24 protein-coding genes are annotated in these 22879 nt (G+C 68.1%); 12 read left to right on the top strand and 12 right to left on the bottom strand.

Annotated elements, in window-relative coordinates:
• The first annotated feature begins 114 nt into the window (after positions 1–114).
• Positions 115–600 (top strand): AAA family ATPase, encoded by a 486-nt coding sequence (locus ACSZL9_RS11515; protein ID WP_446665634.1) that lies wholly within the window; start codon positions 115–117, stop codon positions 598–600.
• Positions 601–636: 36 nt separating this feature from the next.
• The gene (locus ACSZL9_RS11520) at positions 637–4002 is read left to right on the top strand and encodes an ATP-binding cassette domain-containing protein (protein WP_446665635.1); all 3366 of its coding nucleotides are present in this window, start codon (positions 637–639) and stop codon (positions 4000–4002) included.
• Positions 4003–4025: 23 nt separating this feature from the next.
• Here ACSZL9_RS11520 and ACSZL9_RS11525 read toward each other — a convergent pair whose 3' ends face one another.
• Positions 4026–4811, bottom strand: coding sequence for a maleylpyruvate isomerase family mycothiol-dependent enzyme (locus ACSZL9_RS11525; RefSeq protein ID WP_446665636.1), 786 nt, complete (start codon positions 4809–4811; stop codon positions 4026–4028).
• A 126-nt stretch (positions 4812–4937) separates the two neighbouring features.
• Here ACSZL9_RS11525 and ACSZL9_RS11530 point away from each other — a divergent pair, with 126 nt between their 5' ends.
• Positions 4938–5543, top strand: a complete 606-nt coding sequence (locus tag ACSZL9_RS11530) for a hypothetical protein (RefSeq protein WP_446665637.1) — start codon at positions 4938–4940, stop codon at positions 5541–5543.
• A gap of 19 nt (positions 5544–5562) precedes the next feature.
• Here ACSZL9_RS11530 and ACSZL9_RS11535 read toward each other — a convergent pair whose 3' ends face one another.
• The gene (locus ACSZL9_RS11535) at positions 5563–6561 is read right to left on the bottom strand and encodes a serine hydrolase (RefSeq protein WP_446665638.1); all 999 of its coding nucleotides are present in this window, start codon (positions 6559–6561) and stop codon (positions 5563–5565) included.
• Positions 6562–6659: 98 nt separating this feature from the next.
• On the opposite strand from ACSZL9_RS11535, the gene ACSZL9_RS11540 reads away from it, so the two are divergent.
• A complete protein-coding gene (locus ACSZL9_RS11540; protein ID WP_446665639.1) occupies positions 6660–7214 on the top strand; it encodes a GNAT family N-acetyltransferase in 555 nt (184 codons plus the stop codon).
• Positions 7215–7268: 54 nt separating this feature from the next.
• On the opposite strand, the gene ACSZL9_RS11545 is transcribed toward ACSZL9_RS11540, so the two are convergent.
• Together ACSZL9_RS11545 and ACSZL9_RS11550 are read right to left on the bottom strand one after the other, a co-directional pair.
• Positions 7269–7904 (bottom strand): alpha-ketoglutarate-dependent dioxygenase AlkB, encoded by a 636-nt coding sequence (locus ACSZL9_RS11545; RefSeq protein WP_446665799.1) that lies wholly within the window; start codon positions 7902–7904, stop codon positions 7269–7271.
• Positions 7905–7943: 39 nt separating this feature from the next.
• Positions 7944–9494 (bottom strand): phytoene desaturase family protein, encoded by a 1551-nt coding sequence (locus ACSZL9_RS11550; RefSeq protein ID WP_446665640.1) that lies wholly within the window; start codon positions 9492–9494, stop codon positions 7944–7946.
• Between the two features lie 283 nt (positions 9495–9777).
• Between ACSZL9_RS11550 and recO the strand changes: the two genes are divergently transcribed.
• Both recO and ACSZL9_RS11560 read left to right on the top strand, forming a co-directional pair.
• Positions 9778–10527, top strand: coding sequence for a DNA repair protein RecO (recO, locus tag ACSZL9_RS11555; RefSeq protein WP_446665641.1), 750 nt, complete (start codon positions 9778–9780; stop codon positions 10525–10527).
• Entirely contained in the window at positions 10524–11315 is a 792-nt protein-coding gene (locus ACSZL9_RS11560; protein ID WP_446665642.1) for an isoprenyl transferase, read from the top strand. Before recO ends, ACSZL9_RS11560 begins: the two co-directional genes overlap by 4 nt.
• 63 nt (positions 11316–11378) lie before the next feature.
• On the opposite strand, the gene ACSZL9_RS11565 is transcribed toward ACSZL9_RS11560, so the two are convergent.
• The gene (locus ACSZL9_RS11565; protein ID WP_446665643.1) at positions 11379–12779 is read right to left on the bottom strand and encodes an MDR family MFS transporter; all 1401 of its coding nucleotides are present in this window, start codon (positions 12777–12779) and stop codon (positions 11379–11381) included.
• 121 nt (positions 12780–12900) lie between these two features.
• Here ACSZL9_RS11565 and ACSZL9_RS11570 point away from each other — a divergent pair, with 121 nt between their 5' ends.
• Together ACSZL9_RS11570 and ACSZL9_RS11575 are read left to right on the top strand one after the other, a co-directional pair.
• Positions 12901–13128 (top strand): AbrB/MazE/SpoVT family DNA-binding domain-containing protein, encoded by a 228-nt coding sequence (locus ACSZL9_RS11570; protein WP_446665644.1) that lies wholly within the window; start codon positions 12901–12903, stop codon positions 13126–13128.
• Complete coding sequence (locus tag ACSZL9_RS11575) at positions 13121–13537, top strand: type II toxin-antitoxin system VapC family toxin (RefSeq protein ID WP_446665645.1); 417 nt, start codon at positions 13121–13123, stop codon at positions 13535–13537. The genes ACSZL9_RS11570 and ACSZL9_RS11575 overlap by 8 nt, the downstream gene beginning before the upstream one ends.
• Before the next feature lie 7 nt (positions 13538–13544).
• Here ACSZL9_RS11575 and ACSZL9_RS11580 read toward each other — a convergent pair whose 3' ends face one another.
• Both ACSZL9_RS11580 and ACSZL9_RS11585 read right to left on the bottom strand, forming a co-directional pair.
• Positions 13545–13949 (bottom strand): Fur family transcriptional regulator, encoded by a 405-nt coding sequence (locus ACSZL9_RS11580; protein WP_446665646.1) that lies wholly within the window; start codon positions 13947–13949, stop codon positions 13545–13547.
• Positions 13950–13955: 6 nt separating this feature from the next.
• The gene (locus tag ACSZL9_RS11585; RefSeq protein WP_446665647.1) at positions 13956–14267 is read right to left on the bottom strand and encodes a DUF6703 family protein; all 312 of its coding nucleotides are present in this window, start codon (positions 14265–14267) and stop codon (positions 13956–13958) included.
• Positions 14268–14435: 168 nt separating this feature from the next.
• Between ACSZL9_RS11585 and ACSZL9_RS11590 the strand changes: the two genes are divergently transcribed.
• The 4 genes from ACSZL9_RS11590 to ACSZL9_RS11605 are packed head-to-tail and all read left to right on the top strand — an operon-like array spanning position 14436 to position 18125.
• Complete coding sequence (locus ACSZL9_RS11590; RefSeq protein WP_446665648.1) at positions 14436–15377, top strand: ABC transporter ATP-binding protein; 942 nt, start codon at positions 14436–14438, stop codon at positions 15375–15377.
• Positions 15378–15379: 2 nt separating this feature from the next.
• Complete coding sequence (locus ACSZL9_RS11595; RefSeq protein WP_446665649.1) at positions 15380–16192, top strand: ABC transporter permease; 813 nt, start codon at positions 15380–15382, stop codon at positions 16190–16192.
• A 26-nt stretch (positions 16193–16218) separates the two neighbouring features.
• Entirely contained in the window at positions 16219–17481 is a 1263-nt protein-coding gene (locus ACSZL9_RS11600) for a sensor histidine kinase (RefSeq protein WP_446665650.1), read from the top strand.
• 38 nt (positions 17482–17519) lie between these two features.
• Positions 17520–18125 carry a response regulator gene (locus ACSZL9_RS11605; RefSeq protein ID WP_446665800.1) on the top strand — a complete coding sequence of 202 codons (606 nt, stop codon included), beginning with the start codon at positions 17520–17522 and terminating at the stop codon, positions 18123–18125.
• Positions 18126–18245: 120 nt separating this feature from the next.
• Here ACSZL9_RS11605 and ACSZL9_RS11610 read toward each other — a convergent pair whose 3' ends face one another.
• The 5 genes from ACSZL9_RS11610 to ACSZL9_RS11630 form a co-directional block, all read right to left on the bottom strand.
• Positions 18246–18971 (bottom strand): aspartate/glutamate racemase family protein, encoded by a 726-nt coding sequence (locus ACSZL9_RS11610; RefSeq protein ID WP_446665651.1) that lies wholly within the window; start codon positions 18969–18971, stop codon positions 18246–18248.
• The gene (locus ACSZL9_RS11615) at positions 18968–19897 is read right to left on the bottom strand and encodes a universal stress protein (RefSeq protein WP_446665652.1); all 930 of its coding nucleotides are present in this window, start codon (positions 19895–19897) and stop codon (positions 18968–18970) included. Before ACSZL9_RS11615 ends, ACSZL9_RS11610 begins: the two co-directional genes overlap by 4 nt.
• A 43-nt stretch (positions 19898–19940) precedes the next feature.
• Positions 19941–21497: an NCS1 family nucleobase:cation symporter-1 gene (locus tag ACSZL9_RS11620; RefSeq protein WP_446665653.1), complete on the bottom strand. Its 1557-nt coding sequence runs from the start codon at positions 21495–21497 to the stop codon at positions 19941–19943.
• A 73-nt stretch (positions 21498–21570) separates the two neighbouring features.
• On the bottom strand, positions 21571–22275 hold the full coding sequence (locus ACSZL9_RS11625; protein WP_446665654.1) for a GntR family transcriptional regulator: 705 nt from the start codon (positions 22273–22275) through the stop codon (positions 21571–21573).
• A 92-nt stretch (positions 22276–22367) separates the two neighbouring features.
• Complete coding sequence (locus ACSZL9_RS11630; RefSeq protein ID WP_446665655.1) at positions 22368–22673, bottom strand: EthD family reductase; 306 nt, start codon at positions 22671–22673, stop codon at positions 22368–22370.
• Positions 22674–22879: the final 206 nt, after the last annotated feature.

Genomic DNA, 22879 nt, shown 5'->3' on the forward strand with positions numbered 1-22879 from the left:
GAACCAGCGGTTGACGGCCCTGCTGCACCGTCAACGACCGCTTCGAGCGTCAACGGCGGTCGCGAAGGGAGAAGGGGCGCTCGGCCTCCTCGCTACAGCGGTTAGGGTGGCCGGATGCCACGCCTGATCCTGCTCAACGGCCTGCCGGGCGTCGGCAAGTCGACCCTCGCCGGTGCGTATGTCGCCACCCGGCCGGGCGTCCTCAACCTCGACATCGACGTGTTGCGAACGATGCTCGGCGGGCAGTGGGAAGAGACAGCTGAGCTCGGTCGTTCGCTCGCCTTGCGGATCATCGAGGCGCACCTGGAGTCCGGACACGATGTCGTGGTGCCGCAGCTGGTCGCGAATCCAGACCAGTTGGGCCGATTTGACGACGCTGCAGCAGATTTCGACTTCGTGATGGTGCTCGTGCAGGGTGAGTCCAGGCTCGGCGACCAGCCGTGGCAGCAGGAGGTCGCCCCGAAGGAATTCGAGTTCTACCGGCAGCGGTTCGGCGAGCTCGTGTCGCAGCGTCCGGACCTGCCGACGCTGCAGATCGCCGACGGCGAGGTCGACGTGGCGGTCGAGCAGCTGGATGAGCTGCTCGGATCGCGCGCCTGACGTGCTGTCGAACCTCGCGGCATACTCTGCTGCCTCGTGATCGGGCCGCGCACGCTGCGTCGGTCGTATGCCGACGCGTATGTCGAGCCGGACGCGCTCGGACCGGCTGACGCGCGCAAAGCCGGTCTCGACGTTCACGATTCGGCAGAAGCCCTCGACCGGGCGTTGACGGAGCGTGGGCTGTGGCGCGGGTTGTTCATCGTTTTCTGGCGGTCGTCGCTGGGCTACCTGTTCACCGGCGTGTGCCTCGTCGTCGCGTCGCCGTTCATCCCGCACTTCGTGCGTCATCTGGTGGACGAGCCGACGACGCGCACCGCGACGCTATTGACCGGTGTGCTGGTGGCGGCCTCGCTGCTCAGATTCGCCGGCACCGTCCAGATCCGATATCTCGTCTATCGCATCGATCTGTCCGTGCAACAGGTGATTTACCGTCGACTGTTGCGGGCCGACGCCGGCTGGCTCGCTCGTCGCAAGCAAGCGACGACGACGTTCCTGTTGGAATACGGGCAGATGACCAGCCAGGTCGCCTTCGTCCCGGAGTTTCTGGTGAACACAGTGCTCGCCACGGTGTTCGCCGCGATCCTTGTCGTCGAGTACGGCTGGGTCGGCGTGATCGTGACCGTCGCCGTCTCCTGCGGAGTGCTCGCGGTCGCCCGCCTCGCATCCTCGGGCAGCGCTGCCGGAAAGCGATTCCTTGATGCTGAGCAGTCGCGGTCCTCGCTGATCGAGGTCTTCGCGACCGCATGGCAGGCGGTCGCGCGTGCCCGCCTCGCACGCGCGGTGTGCGACGAAGTGCAGTCGATCAGGAGGGTTCAGCTGCGGCTGTTGCGGAAATGGAGCCGACTCGCCGCAGTGAACGTCACGGCCGATTACGGGATCGCCGGCGTCGCAGTCTGGTTGGCGGCCGCGTTGTCGCTCACTGCGGGCGCCGACCTCGCAGCAGGCCGCGCTGTGGGTCTGCTCGTCCTGGTCCGCATGCTGATGGGTGCGGTCACCGCCGCCCTCGGGACGTATCGATCGATCAACTTCACCCGCCACGTCGGCGCGGATCTGCATCACCTCATCGCCGAGACCAACGGCCAGGAGGCGTCGTCGCCGCTTCCGGACGTGCCGCACGGAGCACGCCTCCTGGTGGTGGGCCGGGACGACGATGCGGTGACGTCCTGGCTCAGCTGCAGACTCGACGGCAGCACCACCTCCACGGACTGTTGGGTAGGTCGCTCGCAGCCGGCGCTCGATGGCGTCATTGCGCAGAACGTCGTCCTGTGGTCGCGCTCTGTGGACCGTCAACGGTATGTCGAAAGCACGGCAGCCGCAGCGCTTTTCCGGCGTGCAGCGGATGGTTCGGCCAAGCTGGTCGACGGCCAGCTGCTCGACTGCGAGCACGAGACCTTGTCCGACGGTGAACTGGTCCGACTGTCGCTCGCACGGGCGCTGTACTTCCGGCCCCACACGCTCGTGCTCGACGACGTCTTCGCGCCGCTCGACCCCGTGACGGCGCAGGAGGTCGGCCGGGAGGTGCTCAGCGCCCCGACCCGGCCCACCGTCTATCTCCGCAGCACCCGCCCCGAGCCGCTGCGCTGGGTCGACGGGATCGCGGTCGTTGAAGGATCCGGCGTCGATTACATTTGGCGCGAGGACTTCGACGCGTCCCGTGAGCAGCTGGTGGAGCTGCTCGGCGGCGACTTCACCGACAGCCTGGCAGCCGACCTCCCAACACCCGTTCGCACCGCACAGCCCGCTGCCGGTGGATACGAGTTCGTCGAGGCATTCGACCCGCCCGCGCGTGCTGCCTTCGACCTGGTGGGGCGGGACGCCAGCTCGTTCGGACTCGGGCGCGTCGTCTCCGCACTGTGGCCACGATGGGCCCTCGTGGGCTTCTCCGTGCTGTTGGCCGGTGCGGCCGCAGCGGAGCTGATCATCGCCGGCGTGGTGGAAACCGGTGCGACCACTATGGATTCGGTGATTCGTCTGGGCGTCGTGGTGTTGCTCGGTTGCGCCGCGATCTTCGCCGGGCGCCTGTTGCCGCTGCACTCTGCCCGCCCGCGGATCGATCGACTGCATCGTCGTCTGCTCGACTCGCTCGCTCGCGGACACTTCGCCGGGCGGCACCACGTCGTGCCCGCCCGAGTGGGGCGGGACTTCTACGCGTTGGAGATCCGGATCCCGAGTGCCGTTGCGTCATACCTCGCGGGTGTGCTCGGCGTGGTCGTCGCTCTGCTCGTCGTGGTGACAGCCGGCCCCATCGCAGTCCCGGCTCTGTTGCTGTTGGCCGTGCTCGGCGTGGTGCAGGTGCGACGGGGACAGGACGCCCTCGAGACAGCCACCCGGCTCTCGGCCGCCGCTCGTGTCCCGCTGCTCTCGTTCGGCACGCGCACGATCGGAGACCCCGGATTTCACCGGTCCGTGCCGCTGCGTCGAGCCCTCGCCGCGCGTTTTGCGGAGCTGGGAACGGTCCGTGCGGCGGCGATCGCGAGGTGGTCGAACGTGCAGCTGCGGACCATCCTCGGTGTGGAGCTGCTGAGTCTCGGTGTGCTGGCGGTTGCGATCTGGGGCACCACCCTGGGCAGCTCAAGCTTCGGCATCGGCGACGGGGTGGTGGTCTACGCGGCATACATCTTCTCGCAGCAGGTCGGGGCGCTGATCGACCAGACGCAGATGATGAATGGCGTTCTGCAGAGTGCGTCGCGGGTCTTCGACCTTGCGGAGGAAGGCGAGCGCGCGAGCCGGCTCGACGGGACGGAACCCGAGCACGTCGGCTGTATGACGCCACCGGTGACCGGCCACCCGTCAACTGAGCCGGTGTTGGCCGGGGAGGAGCTTGTGCCGCTCAGCCCGGAGCTGGGAGCGGTCGCCCCGGTCGATGTCACGCTTTTTTCGGGGGAGTGGCAGGTCGTGGTCGGGCCGTCCGGGGTGGGCAAGAGCACCCTGCTGCGGAGCATCGGCGGCGCGCGGAGCCTGGCGGCCGGATGCCTGCTCCAGCGGCCGGAAACGGCGCGGATCGCCTTGCTGGACTCCGACCTTCCGGCCCTGCCGATGGCTGCGCGCCAGGTGCTTGACGCCACCGGCGTCGAGGCGCTGCGCCAGTTGTGCGCAGCCGCCGGACGGGAGCCGATCGCCGTCGACCTGCACCTCGATCGGCTGAGCCACGCGGACCGTCAGCTTGTCTCGTTGGCGCGCGCGGTCGCAGCTGACCCAGCACTCCTGCTGCTCGACGAGGCGACGTCTGCACTCCCGGCGGCGCAGGAAGCTCGGGTGATGGACGCACTCAAAGGGCTGCTTCCCGACGTCGCGGCGCTCGTCGTGCTGCATCGGCGAGCGAATCAGGACGGCATCGGTAGTGTCCCGCCGCTGGAGCTGCGAGCAGCCGGCGCGGGTGTAGCGGCCGCCGGGCAGCGGTGAGTCTTCACGGCAGGCAGGGCGCGCTACTGAAGGCCCTCCGCGAGCACTTCGTTCATCGCGTCGAGTGTCTGCTGGTCGCCGGTGCCGATGAGCTTGCCGTTGGTGGGGCGGTTCCACAGCCACAGGTCGAGGTCGGCGGCGGTGCCCGAGATCGTCGCAACGGCAGTGGCGTTCGGCGCCGGCCGGAAGTTGGCGTCGTCGATGTCTTCGCCGTCGATCGAGGCGGTTTCGCGGCCGAGTTGCAGCACCCAGCGCCGGTCGGCGTCGGTGGCGACGAGCTCCACGACCCTCCCGTCGCCGGGGTGGAAGGTGACGAGCGGGTGGTCGCGGCCATACATGACGTCCACGACCTCGTCGACACCGTCGGCGGCCAGTGCCGGGTCGATGGCGGAGACCTCCTGGCCGGCGGTCAGCTCGGCGTCGACTCGGTGGATGAGTGCCTCGTGCGCCTGGCGCCGGCGGATGTAGCCGGCGGTGTGCAGTCCTTCGTCGACGGTCCACATCCATCGTGCTTCGCCCGGCGGCGTCGTCTGCAGAGTCTGCTGCAGGGCGTCGCTCGCGTCGTCGAACGCCGCGAGCATGGCCGACCTGTCGGTCGGCCGATCGGGATGCTGCAGGTTCTCGGGATCGTCGACGTTGTCCGCGACGATGCTGCCCCAGAACCACTGCACGTCCGCCAGGTGCCACAACAGGTCGTCGGTCGACCAGTTGGGACACGTGGGAACGCTGTTGTCGGGAGCCTCGGCCAATGCCGCACGGAACCGCGCGGATTCGTCATGGATGGTGGTCAGGAAGTCTGGTGTTGTCATATCGAAGGACGGTAGGGGCACGCACGGACAGCCGCGAGTGGATTTCGGAGGCTCGAATTGCGCTGGATGGAGTCGCGCGGTCGGTGAGGGGCGTTGCGTGCTGCCCGCGCGTTTAGGCTGTCGGGCATGACGCAATCCGGGGACCCTTCGAATAACCCGAACAACCCGTGGCAGCCACCGAATGCCGGGGGACCGCAGCCCGGCCGCGGCGCACCGTTGCCGGGCCAGGGCGCCGGTCCCCACCCCGGCTCGCAACCACCACCGCACCCACAGCCGGCACCGCAGCAATTTGGTGGTCCACAGGCCTATCCGCAGCAGCCGCAAGGGTTTCCGCCGCCTGGGCCGGGCAACTACGGCGCTGAAGGATACATCGACCTGACGCTCCAGGGCAGTGCGATGACCTCCAACATGCTCACTCCGCAGGTCGCGATCGACGGGCACCCCGTGCCCGCGGCATACGGTCTGAATCACCTGCCGGTGCCTGCCGGTCGGCACACGGTGAGTGCCTACGCGACCTGGATCGTGAAATACGGCCAAGCGTCGTACGACGTCGAGGTTAGGCCCGGGCAGAGCGTGCCGGTCTTCTACGCCGCACCGCTGGTGCAGTTTGCCAAGGGAAATATGGGGCCGACCAAGCAGAAGCGCAACGGCAAGGGCTTCTTCGTCGGCCTTATGGTCCTCATCGTCGTGGTCATCCTTGTCGTGATCCTCGCTGCCGTCCTGGCCAGCTGACCGGCGACGGGTGCCGCACTCAGCCGATCGGGTGTGCGAGCGCGGCATACAAGATCCGGGAGACACCGCTCGCGGTGTCGGCCGCGTAGCTGCGCGCAGTGGTGTAGTCCCCGCGGAACGGCGAGCGACTGAGGATGACGGCGTCGTAGTCGCGTCCGTTGCCGACGATGCGGCCGATCGAGTTGGCCAGGTAGCTGTCGGCACGCGCGCCCCAGCCGTTCTTGGTGCTCCAGCGCACCCCGGCCGGTAACGGCGGTGTGCACACGCCCCACCGTTGCGCCGGGGTGATGCGTGACATCAGCCCGATGAGATAGGTCCGGTTCGCCGCGGTCAGCACCGAGTCGCCGTGTATGACCGCGGTCAGCAGGTGCAGCTGATCCCGGGCAGTGGTCGTCGAGTAGCCCCACCAGTCGCTCTCGCCCTGCAGGATGCCGCTGCGTATGACGGTGCTGGTCAGCCCGTAACGCCCGGCGATCCGCCGGACGTTGGCGACGCCGACCCAGACCAGCAGCGCGTTGGCCGCGTCGTTGTCACTCCGGACGATCATCGCGTCGGCCTGGGCGGACTGTGCCCGGGTCAGGCTCACCTGGCGCTCCTGACAGTGATTCAGGACCGTGGCGAGGATCAGCACCTTGACGATGCTGAGGGTGTTGGTGCGCCAGGTGCTGTGGAAGGTGAACGTGTCGTTGTGTCGGCGGTCATGGAGTGCGACCGCCACGGTTGCAGCTCGACTGCGCTCGTATGCCTCGAGTTTGGCGGCCAGCTGTGCTGCTGTGAGCGGGCTGGATGCGTCGACCGTCGGTGGTGCGCTGACCGTGCCGGTGGAGCTGCCGGCAGGTGCGGACGACGACGTCGGCTCGGACGGTGTGCTGCTCGAGGGTGTCGCACTGCGGCGAGACCGGTCGGGGTGCCCGGCATGAGCGGACCCGCATCCGGCGAGCGCCGCCAAAGCTATGCTGCCGGCCGCGCAGAACCCACTGGTCACGAGCAGTCGGCGGCTGACTTCGGTGGCACTCATCGGGTCACACCGTATGCGCAAGTGCGTCGACCGCGTGCGACCGATCCCTGTCGGACTCCGACCGCGAGGGCCTGCCGGTCCTGTGCGAAACTCGCGCGGTGACTGGTGAGCGGCAGACCTTCGACGACATAGCGCTACACGACGGCAAGCTCACCCTGCGCGCTCCCGACACGCGCGATGTGCCGGCGATCGTGCGATCCTGCCGTGATCCGTTGACGCAGCAGTGGCTTCCGCTGCCCGACCCGTATGACGAGACCCATGCACGCGGCTTCGTCACGCAGCAAGCGGACACGACGCTGCGCGAGGGGCGCGGCATCGTGCGAGCAATCGAGTGGGACGGCGACTTCGCCGGGATGATCGACCTGAAGAAGACCGACTGGCGGGGGATGACGACGGAGATCGGCTACTGGGTGTCACCGGACCACCGGGGACTCGGTCTGGCCGGCAAAGCCGCTCGTGTGCTTGGCGATTGGGCAATGCTCGAGCAGGGCATGGAGCGGGTGGAGATCCGGTCGGCCACCGGCAATATCGGGTCCCAGCGGGCTGCACTCGCTGCCGGATATCGCCAGGAGGGCGTGCTGCGGTCCGCCGGCTACACCCACGGCGGTCGTGTCGACCTGGTGATCTTCGGCAAGACCCGCGCGGACCTCTGATCGACTGGCTGGTCGAGTGCCGCGAGGAACGAGCGGTGTATCGAGACCGCCAGTTCAGCGGACGTCATACGGGCGGAACTGGATGCTGATGCGCGGCCCGGTCGCGGTGCTGGACTTCGGAATGGAGTGCTCCCACGTGCGCTGGGCCGAACCGCCCATCACGATGAGGTCACCGTGGCCGAGCGTATGCCGGATCGACGTGCCGCCGCCCACGGGTCGCATCGCGAAGACCCGCGGCTGACCGATCGAGACGATCGCGATCATCGTGTCCTGGGTGTTGGACCGACCGATGCGGTCGCCGTGCCAGGCGACCGAGTCGCGGCCGTCACGATAGAGGCACATGCCCGCGGTGGTGAACGGCTCACCGAGCTCGTCCGCGTAGTGTGCCGAGAGCGCCGAACGTGCCCGTGTCAGCACAGGATCCGGCAACGTCTCGTGCTTGTGGTAGAAGCGCAGCAGCCGTGGCGTGGCGACCTCGCGGTCGTACATCTGCCGTCGCTCGCCGTGCCAGTCAACGCCGGCACTGCCGCCCAGAGCGAGCCGCCCGAAGAGCTCGTCGGCTCCGGTCAGCCAGCCCGGTCGCAGGTCGATCCACGCGCCGCCCGTGAGCGGCACCCGTCGGATCGCGCCGGCCAGTGGTCGCAGGCCGACCTCGTCGACCTGGTCCAACAGCGAGCCCTGGAGTGTCATTTTCACCGCTCCAGAGTAAGCACGCATTCGAACAAATGTCTACTCTCCGGTCATCTCCAGCGCGGCGCGTGCTGCGTGGTAGCCGCCGAGTCCGCTGACGCCGCCGCCGCGTCGAGAACCCGCTCCGGCCAACAGGATCCGATCATCCGAGGTCGTGACTCCCCAGCGCTGCGCCGGTGTGTCGAGGGGTTCGTCATCAGTGGCCCATGGCCACGACAGCGGGCCGTGGAAGATGCTGCCGCCCGGCATGCGCAGGACGTCCTGCAGGTCCCGGGTGGTCTTGGTCTCCACACACGGACGGCCGTCCGCATCGGTGAGCAGGACGTCGTCGATGGGTTCGGCGAGCACGCTGGACAGCGAGTCGAGCACCGCACGCTGCAGCCGGTCGCGCTCGGTGTCACCGCCGGCCAGCAACCGGTCCGGGGTCTGCAGGGAGAAGACCGTGAGTGTGTGCGCGCCGGACTCGCGCAGGCCGGCCGACAGGATGGTCGGATCGGTCAGCGAGTGGCAGTAGATCTCCGCCGGCATCGGTGTGGGCACTGTGCCGGAAAGCGCCTGCTGATAAGCCTTTTCGAGGCCTGAGTAGGTCTCGTTGATGTGGAACGTGCCACCGAACGCAGCTGTCGGGTCGATGCCGCTCTCGCGCAGCTTCGGCAGGCGGCGGAGCAGCAGGTTCACCTTCACCTGTGCGCCTTCGGCCGCGGCGGGCGTGCGGCCACGCAACTCGTCGAGCACCGCGGGTGCGCCGGCCCACAACACCAGGTCCGCGTCGGCGGACACCTCGTCGTCCCGGTCACGCCAGGTGACGGTGCCGTCGTCGACAGTGGTCACCTCGGTGCCGGTCCGCAGCTCGGCGCCGGCATCCCGAGCGGCGCGCTCCAGGGCGCCGGAGACGGCACCCATGCCGCCCACCGGCACGTCCCAGTCGCCCGTGCCGCCGCCGATCACGTGGTAGAGGAAGCAGATGTTCTGCTGCAGGTCGGCGTCGTGTGCGCTCGCGAACGTCGAGATGAGTCCGTCGGTCAGGATCACCCCGCGGACCAGGTCGTCCCGCACGCTGGCCTCGATCACCTCGCCGAGCGGCCGCTCGAGGAAGTCGCGCACGATGCCCGGGTCACCGATGGTGTCGGCGATCTCAGACCGACGCCGCAGCGGCCCGGTCACGGTGGGCCACAGGGCTTGCGCCATACGACCGGCGCGCGCGTAGAGGTCGTCCCAGCCGGTCAGGTCCCCGGCGGCTCCGACCGACGCGAAGGACGCAGCCGTCGCCGACGCGTCGCCGTGGTCGACCAGCAGTCCGGTGTCGCCGCCCGGCATCGGGGTGTATGACGCAAAGCGCCTGCGTTTCAACGAGATCCGCAGACCGAGGTCGTCGATGATCTGCTGGGGGAGCAGGCTGACGAGGTAGGAGTAGCGCGACAGGTGCGCGCCCATCCCGGCGAATGCGTCGGCCGACACCGATGCTCCGCCGAGGTGATCCTGCCGCTCCAGGAGCAGCACGGACTTGCCGGCCTTGGCCAGGTAAGCAGCCGCGGTGAGGCCGTTGTGGCCGCCGCCGACAACGATGACGTCATACCGAGTGCGGGACATGTAGGCAGGGTATGCCGCAGTGGGTTGCCGGGGCCTCGAGACGCCCGCTCGTTCCTCACGGGCTCCTCGGCCATCTCGTACCGAGATCCTGAGGAGGTCGTGAGGGACGAGCGACCGTCTCGAAGGGGCGAGATCTCGACGCGCCAGATCTCGATACGCGGGGTGATCGGTTCACAAGCTCACCGATCACTCCGCTACTCGATCAGCTTGGGGGCTACTCGATCAGCTTGTGGGGGCGCGCCTGCGTGTGGTTGCCCGCGCTATCGGGGACAATGGACCGGTCATGGCCACTTATCGCGACGTCGGCATCGTGCTGCGCACCCACAAGCTGGGGGAGACCGATCGCATCGTCACCATGCTGACGCGTGGCCGCGGCGAGGTCCGTGCCGTCGCCAAGGGTGTGCGGCGCACCAAGTCCAAGTTCGGCGCCCGCCTGGAGCCGGGCATGATCGTCGACCTGCAGTGTTACGAGGGCCGTTCGCTCGACACCATCACCCAGGCCGAGATCATCGCCCCGTATGGCGAGCGCTTCACCCGCGACTACAGCGCGTTCACCGCAGCGACCGCGATGCTGGAGACCGCCGAGCGGCTGGTCGAGGAGAAGGAAGCCGTCCCGCAGCAGTTCAACCTGCTCGCCGGTGCCCTCGCATCGCTGGCGCACAAGGAGCATGAGCCCGGTCTGGTGCTCGACTCCTACCTGCTGCGCGCCGTCGCCATCGCCGGCTGGGCACCCAGCTTCGTCGACTGCGCGGGCTGCGGTGCGACCGGACCGCACCGCGCGTTCAACCTCGCGTCCGGCGGCGCGGTCTGCTACTCGTGTCGCACCCCGGGCAGTTCCGCTCCGTGGCCCGCAACGTTCGTGCTGCTCGCCGCGCTGCTCACCGGCGACTGGGAGACGGCGGACTCCAGCGAGCCGGGCACGCGGAAGGAAGCAAGCGGCCTGGTGGCGGCATACATCCAGTGGCACCTGGAGCGCGGCGTGAGATCGTTGCGTCTCGTGGACCGCACCTCGCACCTGGAATCAACCCGATGACCGAGCGCCCCTTCCCGCACCCGAGCGGTGCGACGCCTCCTGTCATACCCGCCGAGCTGGTGCCGCAGCACATCGCGATGGTGATGGACGGCAACGGCCGGTGGGCCAACCAGCGCGGGTTGCCGCGCACCAAGGGCCACGAGGCGGGCGAGGCGCAGCTGATCGACGTCATCGCCGGCTGCATCGACGCGGGAGTGAAGAACCTGTCGGCATACATGTTCTCGACCGAGAACTGGCGCCGCTCACCCGACGAGGTGCGCTTCCTGATGGGCTTCAACCGGGACGTGATCCGGCGCCGGGTCGACCTGCTGCACTCCTGGGGCGTGCGCTGCCGCTGGTCGGGACAACGTCCGCGGCTCTGGCGCTCGGTGCTCAAAGAGCTCAAGCGCGCTGAGGAGATGACGGCCGGCAACACCGTGATGACGTTGCAGATGTGCGTCAACTACGGCGGCCGTGCCGAGATCGCCGACGCCACCCGACGGATCGCCGAGCAGGTGCAGGCGGGCAAGCTGAAGCCGTCCTCGATCAACGAGAAGACGATCGCCCGCAACCTGACCTGGCCCGACATGCCCGACGTCGACCTCTTCGTGCGGTCCTCCGGCGAGCAGCGCACCAGCAACTTCATGCTCTGGCAGTCGGCGTATGCCGAGATGGTCTTCCTCGACACGCTGTGGCCCGACTTCGACCGGCGTGACCTGTGGCGCGCCATCCAGATCTACGCGGAGCGGGACCGGCGCTTCGGCGGCGCGATCGACGCAGCCGCCACGACCGAGAGGACGACCAACTGACCGAGAGGAGTAGCAAATCGGCCCGATTTGCTACTCCTCTCGGTCGTTTGGTGCTCCTCTCGGTCAGCTGTCGTATGCCGGGAAGTGACGCGGGACGGCCAGCGCCAGCAGCACGCAGGTGAGCACCGCGACCGCCAGGAGCCCGAGGAAGACCACGTGCGTCGACTCGTGCACCCGAAGGGCCGGTGACGCATCCGCGTGCGCCTGCATTCCGGCGTTGAAGGCCGCGCCGTATGCCGCCGCCCCGAGGCTCTGCCCGAGGAATCGGGCGAACATCGTGCCGCCGGTGATCGTGCCCCGCTCCGACCAGCCGACCGTGCCCTGCAGGCCGACGATCAGCGGAGTGAAGATCAACCCCATGCCGGCACCCATCACCGCCGTCCCGAGCACGGGACGCCAGACCGCTGAGTCGGGGCCGAGGAAGGACAACCAGACCCCGGCGACCGTCGCCAGCCCCGCCCCGAGCAGAGCGGTGTCGCGGAATCCGACGCGTAGGTAGAGGTGGGACGACAGCGCCGAGGAGACCGGCCACGTCATACTCATCGTCGCCATCACGAAGCCGGCGGCGACCGGCGACAGGTGCAGGACCTGTTGGCCCCAGTTGGGCAGGTAGACCGACAGCCCGATCACGATCATGCCGGCGGTGGCGGTCGCGGCGAATGTCGCCAGGGTGAGACGCCGAGTCCACAGCCAGGTCGGGAGCATCGGCTCGGCGGCGCGGCGTTCGACGAACGCTGCGGCGACACCGGCGATGATGGCGCCTGCGAAGGTGGTGATGCTGCCGACCGAGTCCCACGCCCAGGTGCTGCCGCCCTCGAGCAGGCCGAGGATGAGCAGTCCGACGGACAGCAGCACCAGACTTGCGCCGGCGTAGTCGATGCGGTGCTTGTGACGCGGGACGTCCTCGTGCAGGCCGCGCAGGATCAGTACGAGGGCGAGGGCACCGAGCGGCAGGTTGATCAGGAAGATCCACCGCCAGGACGCGTATTGCGCGAAGAGCCCACCGACCCCGGGTGCGATCACCGCCGAGATGCCCCACACGCTCGACAGGTAACCCTGCACGCGCCCGCGCTCCTGCACGGTGTAGAGGTCGCCGGCGACGGTGTTGACCGTGGCACCGATCGACCCGGCACCGAGGCCCTGCAGGGCGCGGAAACCGATGAGCGCCAACATGTTCCACGAAGCTGCCGACAACGCCGAGCCGGCCAGGAAGACCACGACACCGAAGACCAGGATCGGCTTGCGGCCGTAGAGGTCGGCCAGCTTGCCGTAGATCGGGATGGTCACCGTCTGGGCCAGCAGGTAGACCGAGAAGACCCAGCCCACTTGGTCGATCCCGCCGAGGTCCTCGACCACTTGCGGGATGGCGGTCGCGACGATCGTGGTGTCCATCGCCACGAGTGCCATCGTCAGGACCAGCGCGATGAGCACCGGGGTGCGCGGATCGCGCTTCAGAGATGGCACTTGTTCAGACAATCACACGGACTCGTTCCCCAGATCGGCGGTGAGCTGGAGCTCACGCCTGGCATCGAGTCCGAAGCTGCGCGTAGCATGTAATACGTAACACTCGTAGTAGGAGATACGCATGCGACTCAACAGCAAGGGCCAGGTCACCATCCCCGCGGAGCTGCGGACCAAGCACGGCTTCGCCGAAGGCGACGAGGTCGACGTCATCGAGGACGGTGACTCCCTGCGCATCGTGCACGCCGGTGCGCCCGCAACTCGCGGGCAGCGGTTGGTGTCCCGCATGCGCGGCACCGCAGGGCCGGGCCGGTCCACCGACGAGCTGATGGCTCTGCTTCGCGATGACTGAGGTCTCCACACTCGTTGACAGCAACGTGCTGCTCGACGTGACGACCGACGACCCCCGCTGGGGTGATTGGTCGGCCACTGCTCTCGCGGCGGCCGCGGACGACGGGCGCGTGCTCATCAACCCGATCGTGTACGCCGAGGTGTCCGTCCGGTTCAGCTCGATCGAGTCACTCGACGAAGCGCTGCCGGAGACACGGATCCGGCGTGAAGCACTGCCGTTCCCGGCGGGCTTCCTGGCGGGGAAGGCATTCCTGTCCTATCGGGAACGCGGTGGATCGCGGCCGACCCCGCTGCCCGACTTCTACATCGGCGCACATGCTGCTGTGGCCGGTTACCGCCTGCTCACCCGTGACGCCCGGCGCTACCGCACATACTTTCCGAGGGTCGAACTCATCACGCCCGCGGACTGAGACTGCATCAGGTTGTGCCGGCGCACTCGGCGCAGATGCCGAAGATCTCCACCGTGTGCTCAACTTCGGTGAAACCGTGCTCGGCGCTGACCGATGCGGCCCAGCGCTCCACCTGCGGTCCTTCGACCTCGACGGCACGCCCGCAGCGGCGGCATACGAGGTGATGGTGATGGCCGGTGCTGCAACGGCGGTAGATGGACTCACCGTCCGGGGCGCGCAGCACGTCCAGCTCGCCGTCGGCGGCCATGGTCTGCAGGATGCGGTAGACCGTTGCCAGACCGACGGACTCACCGCCTTCCTTCAGCGAGGAGTGCAGCTCCTGTGCGGACACGAAGTCGTCCTGGTCGCGCAACTGCTCGGCGACCGCGACCTGCTGACGGGTCGTGCGGCGGGCGGGTTGTTTCGCGGCCATCGCAGATCACATCCCGGTGCTGACGACGGCGAGTGCGATCGCCAGCAGGAGCACGGAGGAACGCATCATCCGCTCGATCGGCTCGATCCGCGGCCAGGCCAGGTAGAGCAACCAGGCCACGACCAGCGCACAGAGGCCGAAACAGACGGTGCCGACGACGCCGCGGAAGACCGCGCCGATCACCAGCAGGACGAGGACGGCCAGGACCGGCAGGCCGCGCGGTGCCCGGGCGAGGCGCTGCAGCAGCGGATCGCTGGCGTGTTCGACGCGGACGCGCAGGGGCGAGCTGCTGACGGTCGGGCGGGAGGAAGCTGACATCCCTTCCAGGATATCCGGCGTGTTTCAGGGCGATTCGCCGGTGAGGGCTCCGGTGGCCTCGGCCGGCCCGCTGTGAGGCTCGGCCGGCTCGATCCATGACCGATGTCATGGGCGGGTCATGATCCGTGGCAGGGGCGTGGAAGACCCGGACACGGAAGAGTTCAGGACATGATGACGACACCACAGCCGGGAGCCACGGCGATCCGGGACCCGCACGACTCGCCGGCCATCGAACTCGTCGGCCTGCAGAAGAGCTTCGGCTCGGTCCACGCCGTCCGCGGCGTCGACCTCACGGTCGAGCAGGGGGAGGTTGTCGCGTTCCTCGGCCCGAATGGCGCCGGCAAGACGAGCACCATCGACATGATGCTCGGGCTGTCGACGCCCGACGTCGGCAGCGCACGCATCTTTGGCATGGACCCGCGCGACGCGGTCGGCCGCGGCCTGGTCGCCGCGGTCATGCAGAGCGGCGGACTGCTGAAGGACCTGACCGTCCGCGAGACGGTCGATCTGACCGCCAGCCTCTTCGTGCAGACCCGATCGGTCGAGGAGTGCCTGGAGCGCGCCGGCATCGCCGACATCGCCGGTCGGCGGGTGCAGAAGTGCTCCGGCGGCCAGCAGCAGCGGCTGCGTTTCGCGATGGCACTGGTCTCTGACCCGGCCCTGGTCGTGCTGGACGAGCCGACGACCGGCATGGACGTCACCGGCCGTCGTGACTTCTGGGCCGCGATCCGCCAGGACGCCCGGCGCGGACGGACCGTCCTCTTCGCCACCCACTACCTGGAGGAGGCCGATCAGTATGCCGACCGCATCGTGCTGGTGCGGAAGGGTCAGATCGTGGCCGACGGCACCGGTGCGCAGATCAAGGCGATGGCCACCGGTCGCATGGTCCGGGCCACGATGAGTGGTCTCAGTGATCAGCAGCTTGCCGCCATACCGGGTGTGGATTCCGTTCAGGTGCAAGGGGATTCGGTGACGCTTCACTCCAAGGACAGCGATGCGGTCGCGCGTTACCTCTTCGCCAACACCAACGCCCGCGACGTGGAGATCACCGCCCGTGGCCTCGAAGAAGCATTCATCGCCCTCACCGGCGACGACCAGCAAGGAGCCTGACGATGACCGACTTCACCGCGCCACGAGCGCTGCCGGCGGACGACCGCATCGACCTGACGCGCCGGGTGCCCGCGCATGGCGGTTTCAACGCCCGGCTGCTGCGCATCGAGCTGCTCCGGGTGCTGCGCAACAAGCGGACGCTGATCTTCACGATGCTGCTGCCGGTCGTCTTCTACATCGCGTTCGGTGTCCCGCAGTCCGACAAGTGGCCGGGCACCGACTTCGACCCGAAGTCGTACGAGATGATCAGTTTCGCCCTGTATGGCGCACTCTCAGCGTCCTGCGCCATCGGCGCCGGCGTCGCGGTGGAGCGTGCACAGGGCTGGAGCCGGCAGCTGCGCCTGACGCCGCTCACCGGCGCGGCATACATCGGGGTCAAGGTGCTGACGGCGATGATCGCGGCTGCGCTGCCGGTGGTGGTCGTCTTCGCCATCGGCATCATCACCGGTGCGTCCATGTCGGCCGGCGCGTGGCCGGCCGCCTTCGTCCTGTCCTGGATCGCCGGTGGCCTCTTCGCCTCACTGGGTCTCTTCGTCGGATACCTGGTGCCGTCCGAGAACGCCATGCAGATCCTCGGACCGGGCATCTCGTTGCTCGCCTTCGCCGGCGGTGTCTTCTATCCGCTGGCCGTGATGAGTGACACCATGCAGACCGTCGCGTCGTTCACGCCGATGTGGGGGCTTTCGCAGATCGCTCGATACCCGCTGCTCGGAGGGTCGTTCGACCCGATGTGGCTGGTCAGCGCGGTGGTCTGGATCGGGTTGTTCGCAGCCGGAGCCGTATGGCGCTTCCGCCGCGACACCAGCCGGGTCTGACACCGGCTTTGGCAGACTGAGCACTCATGGACGACGACAAGCAGCGACCGGCGCCGAAACGGACTTCGGCGCTGGACGCTGCGTTCAGCCGTGACTCCGAGGAGTCGGTGGGCAACCGGCTGATCATGCTCTTCTGGGCCGGCGTCTGGCTCTTCTGGATGCTGCAGCCGTTCGTCGACGCCGTCCAGCACATCGACACCGTCGGAGGCGTGGTCGGCGTCGTGGCGGTGCCGCTTTTCTGCATCGCCTACTTGGCGCACTTCTGGGCCTGCCGGGCGGCCTTCTTCCGCTTGTCCTACCCGTGGGGACATCGCACCCGCCCGATCGATCAGTTGCGGTATGTCGGGCTCGGCGCGCTCGCCCTCGCCTGCGTGCTCGCCGTCGGGCAGGACGGGATCGCGGCGGTCATCTTCTTCGCACTCTCCGGTCTGTGGACCATGCCGTTGGTATGGGGTTGGATCACGGTGATCGCGACGGCCGTGACCTACGTCCTGCTGTGGAACCTGCCGGGGTGGGAGGCCGACCCGAGCAGCTTCATCGGTCTCGGTTTCGGCGCTGTGGCGATCAGCGTCGGCATGATCGCCGGACGTCGCCAGCATCAGCTGCGCGAGTCACGGCAGGTCAACGCCGAGCTGATGGTGCAGCAGGAACGCAACCGGATGGCCCGCGACCTGCACGACATCCTCGGGCACTCGCTGACGGTGATCACCGTCAAGGCGGAGCTGGCCGGCAGACTGATGGATGCAGGCGCCCAGGAGCGTGCCCGGTCCGAGGTCGCAGACCTGGAGCGGCTGTCCCGGACCGCGCTGGCGGACGTCCGCCGAGCCGTCGAGGGATATCGCGAGATCTCACTGTCCGGAGAACTCGCCAGGGCCAAGGAAGCGCTGGCCGCAGCCAACATCACCGCAAGCATCCCGACCGCTCTCGACCAAGTGCCGGCCGACCTGGTCGAGCCGTTCGCCTGGACGGTGCGCGAGTGTGTGACCAATGTGCTGCGGCACAGTCGGGCATCGGCCTGCACGATCCAGGTCACACCGTCGTCGATCACGGTGACGGACGACGGCGTCGGACCCGGTGCCGACGTCGGTGACGGCAACGGTTTGTCGGGGTTGCGCGAGCGGGCACTCGCCGCGGGCGCAGTGCTCGTCAGCAGATCCGTTGACCCACACGGCTTTTCGGTCACTGTTGCCACGTCGGCGGACCAGCCGGACCGTGCCGACGGCACCGCTTCGGAAGGGGATGCCTTGCGTCATACAGCCCAGCAGCCGTCGGGGGAGTCGCTCGCATGAGCAGCCCACAAAGGTTCTCCTCCGCTTCGTCACCCCGCATGATCAAGGTGATGCTCGCGGACGACCAAGCGCTGGTGCGTGGGGCGCTCGCCGCGCTGCTGGAGCTGGAGACGGACCTCACGGTCGTGGGCGAGGTGGGGGACGGCACCGAGGTGGTCGCGGCTGCGGTCGAGGCGACACCGGACGTCGTCCTGATGGACGTCGAGATGCCCGGCATGGACGGCATCACCGCCACCGCCGAGCTGCGCAAGGCGGTGCCGACGACCCGCGTGCTGATCGTGACGACGTTCGGTCGACCGGGTTACCTGCGCCGCGGATTACAAGCGGGCGCAGCGGGTTTCGTCGTCAAGGACACCCCTGCACGGGAGCTTGCCGATGCGGTGCGGCGTGTCCACCAGGGGCTGCGGGTCGTCGACCCGGCGCTCGCGACGGACAGCCTCATCGCGGGGGAGTCGCCGCTGACGGCCCGGGAGACCGATGTCTTGCGCTCGGCGCGTGGTGGCGGCACCGTCGCAGACATTGCCGGCGAGCTCTTCCTCTCCGAGGGCACGGTCCGCAACCACCTGTCGTCGGTCATCGGCAAGACCGGTGCCCGGACGCGTGCTGAAGCGGCGCAGATCGCGGAGACCAACGGTTGGCTGTAGGCGCTGGTTGTGATCGCGCGTCGGACGGAATCCGGTGCATAAGCCTCAACGGTCGCTGGTTGTGGCGCCGATCGGCCGAAATCCCGTACATAACCGGCAACGGTCGCCGGTTGCGACCGGCTACCAGCGGGTGATCGGCCAACCGGTGATCTGCTTCGGGCGTGGCGGCGCGTAAGTGCGCACTTTCGAAGTCCGCAAGCCGAGTCGCACCAGGCCCTCGGCGATGGTGACCGCCGCGGCCACACCGTCGACCACCGGGACACCGGTGCGTTCCTTGACACGCTCCTCCAGGTCGGCCATGCCGCCGCAGCCGAGGCAGATCACCTCTGCCCGGTCCTGCGACACGGCCGACTCGCACTCGCGCACGATCGCCTCGACGGCACGCTCCGGGTCCGACTCGAGCTCCAGCACTGCCATACCCGAGGAGCGCACGGACGCCAGCCGACGATCGAGTCCGGCAAGCAACAGCCGGTCCTCGATGAGCGGGACGGTCCGGTCCAAGGTCGTGACGACGCTGTACCGATGGCCGAGGAACTGCGCCGTCGACGCCGCGGCCTCGGTGATGTCGACGATCGGGACGTCGAGCAGCTCCTGCAGGCCCTCGCGGCCGTGCTCGCCATACCCGGCCTGTATGACGGCGTCGTACTCGCCGTCATACGCCATCACCCGGTCCATCACGGCGACCGCGGCAAGGTAACTCTCCAGGTTTCCCTCACACGACTCGGCGCCGAAAAGCGGTGTGAGTGGGACGATTTCGGTGCCGGGCGAGGCAACGGCACGTGCGGCTTCGCCGATCGACTTGGTCATGGTCTCGGTGGTGTTGACGTTGACGACGAGGATCTTCATCGGTGCGCCCCCGCCTCGACGTCCTCGGCGCGGTCGACGAGGTGCTGCACGGCCTCACCGGGCACCACGATGACCGGCACCGGGGACTCGTGCACGATCCGCATCCCGGTCGACCCGAGGAACACCCGCCGACTCGGGCCCATGTCGCTGGAGCCGACGACCAGCACGTCCCCGTCACTCCACTCGACGTGTCCGATCGCGTCCGCCCAGTCCTCGCCGAACCCGACAGTGGTCTCGGCGATCGTCGGGGCATTGGGGAGGTCGCGCACTTCGGACAGCGACTGCTCGGCGTTCTGGCGGACGTCCGCGGTCACCCGTGCGCGCAGGTCGTTCTCGGCGATCAGGTCGGTCGTCAAGCTGCGCGAGCGCGTCGAGAATGACGTCAACCGCAACTCGGCGCCCATCTCGGCGCACAGCCCGGCGGCCGCGAGCACCAACCCGGAAGTGCCGGCTTCTCCGCCGTATGCCGCGTTCACCCGCGTGACCCGGTCCGGCTCGGCGGCACGAAAACCGCGCGGTGCCAAGGCGATCGGGACAGGACTCGAGTGCACCAGGTGGTTCGTCGTGCTGCCGAGCGACACCCTGCCGAGAACCCCGCGGGAGGAGTTGCCGACGACGATGAGGTCGGCCGACTCCTGCTCCGCGAGATCCACCAGGCCGCTCGGCACCGAGCGGGCGTCGTGGATGCGGAACTCGGCGTCGACATCGCCGGGGATGTCACGCTTGGCTTCCTCCAACTCGTCGACCAGTTGCTGACGCAGCAGGCTGGTGTATTGGAAGTCGACTCGCGCCACGGAGGGGGCCGGCGGCTTGTCGAGCACCATGACGACCAGGAGTGGCGACCCGGTCGAGCGGGCGACGAACGCGCCCACCTGCAACGCTTCGAGACCGGCGACTCCGGGTTGATACGCGACGATCGTGGTCATGATGGCTCTCTTTCGAACGTCAATTTCGGACCTCAGTGGGTGGTCAGTGGTGGGCGTGCACGGCGATGGCGTCGCCGTCGACCTGGCGGAAGGTCCGTGACCGATCGGCGACCAGCAGGTAGAGGACGAAGGCCAGGCCGGCGGCGATGAACCAGGAGAACGGGCCGAACGTGCTGAGTGGCTCGAGAGCGTCGATCCGGCCCGAGAAGGCGAACGCGATGGAGACCACCGCCGAGGGGACGAGGGCGATCACCGCGCGGTGATTGATGCCGTTGGTGTAGTAGTAGTCGCCGCTCGGGTCGAGTGTGTAGAGGTCGGGGACGTTCACCTGCTGCTTGCGCAGCACCCAGTAGTCCGCCATGACGATGCCGAACAGCGGCCCGAGGACGGCGCCGAGGCCACCGAGGAAGTAGGTGATGACCTCGGGGGAGTTGTAGAGATTCCACGGCAGGATGACGAAGCCGATGACGCCGGAGATGATCGCCGACTTGCGGAAGTCGAGGTGCTTCGGCGCGATGTTGGTCAGTGCGTATGCCGGTGCCACGAAGTTCGCCATCAGGTTCACGCCGATGGTCAGGATGACCAGGGCGAGACAGGCGAGCACGAGGAAGGGGGTGCTGAAGGTGTGCAGGACGTCCTCGGGGCCGGCGATGACCGTCCCGTCGACGGTGAATCGGCCACCGGCGAGCAGCACCACGATGACGCCGAAGAAGATCATGTTGACCGGGATGCCGGCGATGTTGCCGACGAGGATCGACCGCTTGGACTTCGCGCCGCGGGTGAAGTCACAGAAGTTGAGCACGAACGTGCCGTAGATGGCGACCCACCCGGACGCGCCCGCCAGGATCTCGTGCCACATGTCCCAGCCGTGCAACGCCCACGGTTTGCCGTTCATCAGTGTTTCCGGCTCCCAGGTGATGTGCCCTTTCGCCTGTATGACGACCGCGATCGCCATACCCAGGAACGTGACCAGGATGATCGGACCGGAGTAGGCCTCGAACTTGCGGACCATCTCGATGCCGTAGCAGGCGATGGCGACCTGGACGACCCACAGCACCGCGAAGCAGATCCAGCCCAGGTGGGTCAGGCCCAGCAGCTTGTGCTCGGTGAGTGCCCGCGCGCCGGGGAAGAGCGCCAGCACGAGGATGTTGCACACCAGCGACGCGAGGTAGGTCTGGATCCCGAACCAGGCGATGGCCACGCCACCGCGGAAGAGCGCCGGGATGTGTGCGCCGCGCACACCGAAGCTGATCCGGCTCATCACCGGGAACGGCACGCCCACGGTGTAGCCGACGAAGCCGGAGATCGTCAGCAGCACGAGCAGGAAGACGGCGCCGAAGCCCATCGCGAGCAGGATCTGCCAGGCCCCCAGGCCGAGGGCGAACAGGCCGATCGCGAAGGTGTAGTTGCCCAGGCTGTGCACGTCGTTGGCCCACAACGCGAAGATGTTGTAGGAGCCCCAGGTGCGGCCTTCCTTCTTGGCTGGTGCGATGTCGTAGTTGTAGAGCCGGTTGTCGCACACCGTAATGACGGCATCCGTGTCGGCCGTGTCGTGCTGGCCGAATTCGATCGGCTGAGCTATCCGCTCGGTGTTCGACATCGCGCCTCCTGTTGGTTGCAGAGCAATCTAGGAGGGCCGGCAGCGCCTGCGGGTGCGCCGACAGATATATCCGTCAGGAGGCAGATATATCTCCGCGGCTATTGCGCGATTCGTCGATGTATGCCGTCAGCTTGCCGTGGTGCGCGCGGGCGGCGGCGCTCAGCTGCAAACCGTCCCGCTGCCGGAAGGCGTCCAGCATCCGGGTGTGGTCGGTCTGCAACTCCGCGCGCTGCTCCGGGGTGAGCAGGCCCATGGCTTGTGACGGCTCGGTGAGGTCGGCGACGAGCTTCAGCATGTGCAGCAGCCGCGGCATACCGCACGGGGCGAGCAGGACTTCGTGGAAGGCGCGGCTGAGGGACTGGTAGCGGTGCACGTCGTCGGCCTCGATGGCGGCCATGAGGTCGCGGTGTGTCTCGTCGGCGAGCAGGTCGTCCGCCTCGGTGGCGGCGGCCGTGGCGGCCTCGATCGCGGTGGCTTCGAGCGCCCCGCGCACGAGGTAGAGCTCCCGGAGCTCCGGGCCGTTGAGCACGGTGACGGTGTAGCCGCCGCGCGGCTGGTGGCGCACCAGGCCTTCGCCGATCAGCGTCTTGAGTGCTTCGCGCACCGGGATCGAGCTGACCTGGAAGACCGCTGCGATCTGGTCCACGGGGAGATTCTCGCCGGGGCGCACCTGCCCGGCGACGATCACCCGCCGCAGCTCGCTGAGGACATACGGACCCGACGCATATCCGTCGGATCCGCGAAGTCGTGCGCCCCAGTCCGTCACCTCAGCAGCCATCGGCACAAGTATCGCGCTCGGCGCCCGTGTCGTCACCGTTGGCGCGGCGGAGATGTCCTGGCCGGGTGCGACCGGGCGTCAGCGGTCCGGGGTCAGCTGATCAGGTCGTCGATGACCAGCATGGTCGCACCGCCGGTGGCGAAGTTGGGGACGTCGGCCACCGCAGCCTCGCCCTCGGGCGAGCTCGTGCCGCCGGTCAGAGCCTCCTGGGTTGCGAAGTTCAGGACCGCGATCAGGTAGTAGGGCGACTCCGAGCCGTCGGTGGTGGAGCAGTGGCCGGCGTGCCAGCCCTGCAGGCCGGGGATCTTGTCGACCAGGGGCTTGTGGGTCGATGTGTAGTAGCTGTCGAACGCGGCGGGGTCGTCGGGCTGGCCATAGGTGACGATCAGCGAAGGCATGAGAGTTCCTAACATCACGTGCTGGTTGGACTGTGCCGGAGCTCGGTGAACCCCAGTCAGGTCAGACTTGCACGGTTGTGACGTACGCGACAGGACACGCGCGGATTGACCGCTCACCCGCCGCTCGCCACCGTCCGGCCGCGTCGACCGCCCGTTCCGAAGACGGGATGGGCACCGATTTTGGCGGTGAGACGTCCCTCCTGGGA

It is taken from the genome of Flexivirga sp. B27 (assembly GCF_052905685.1).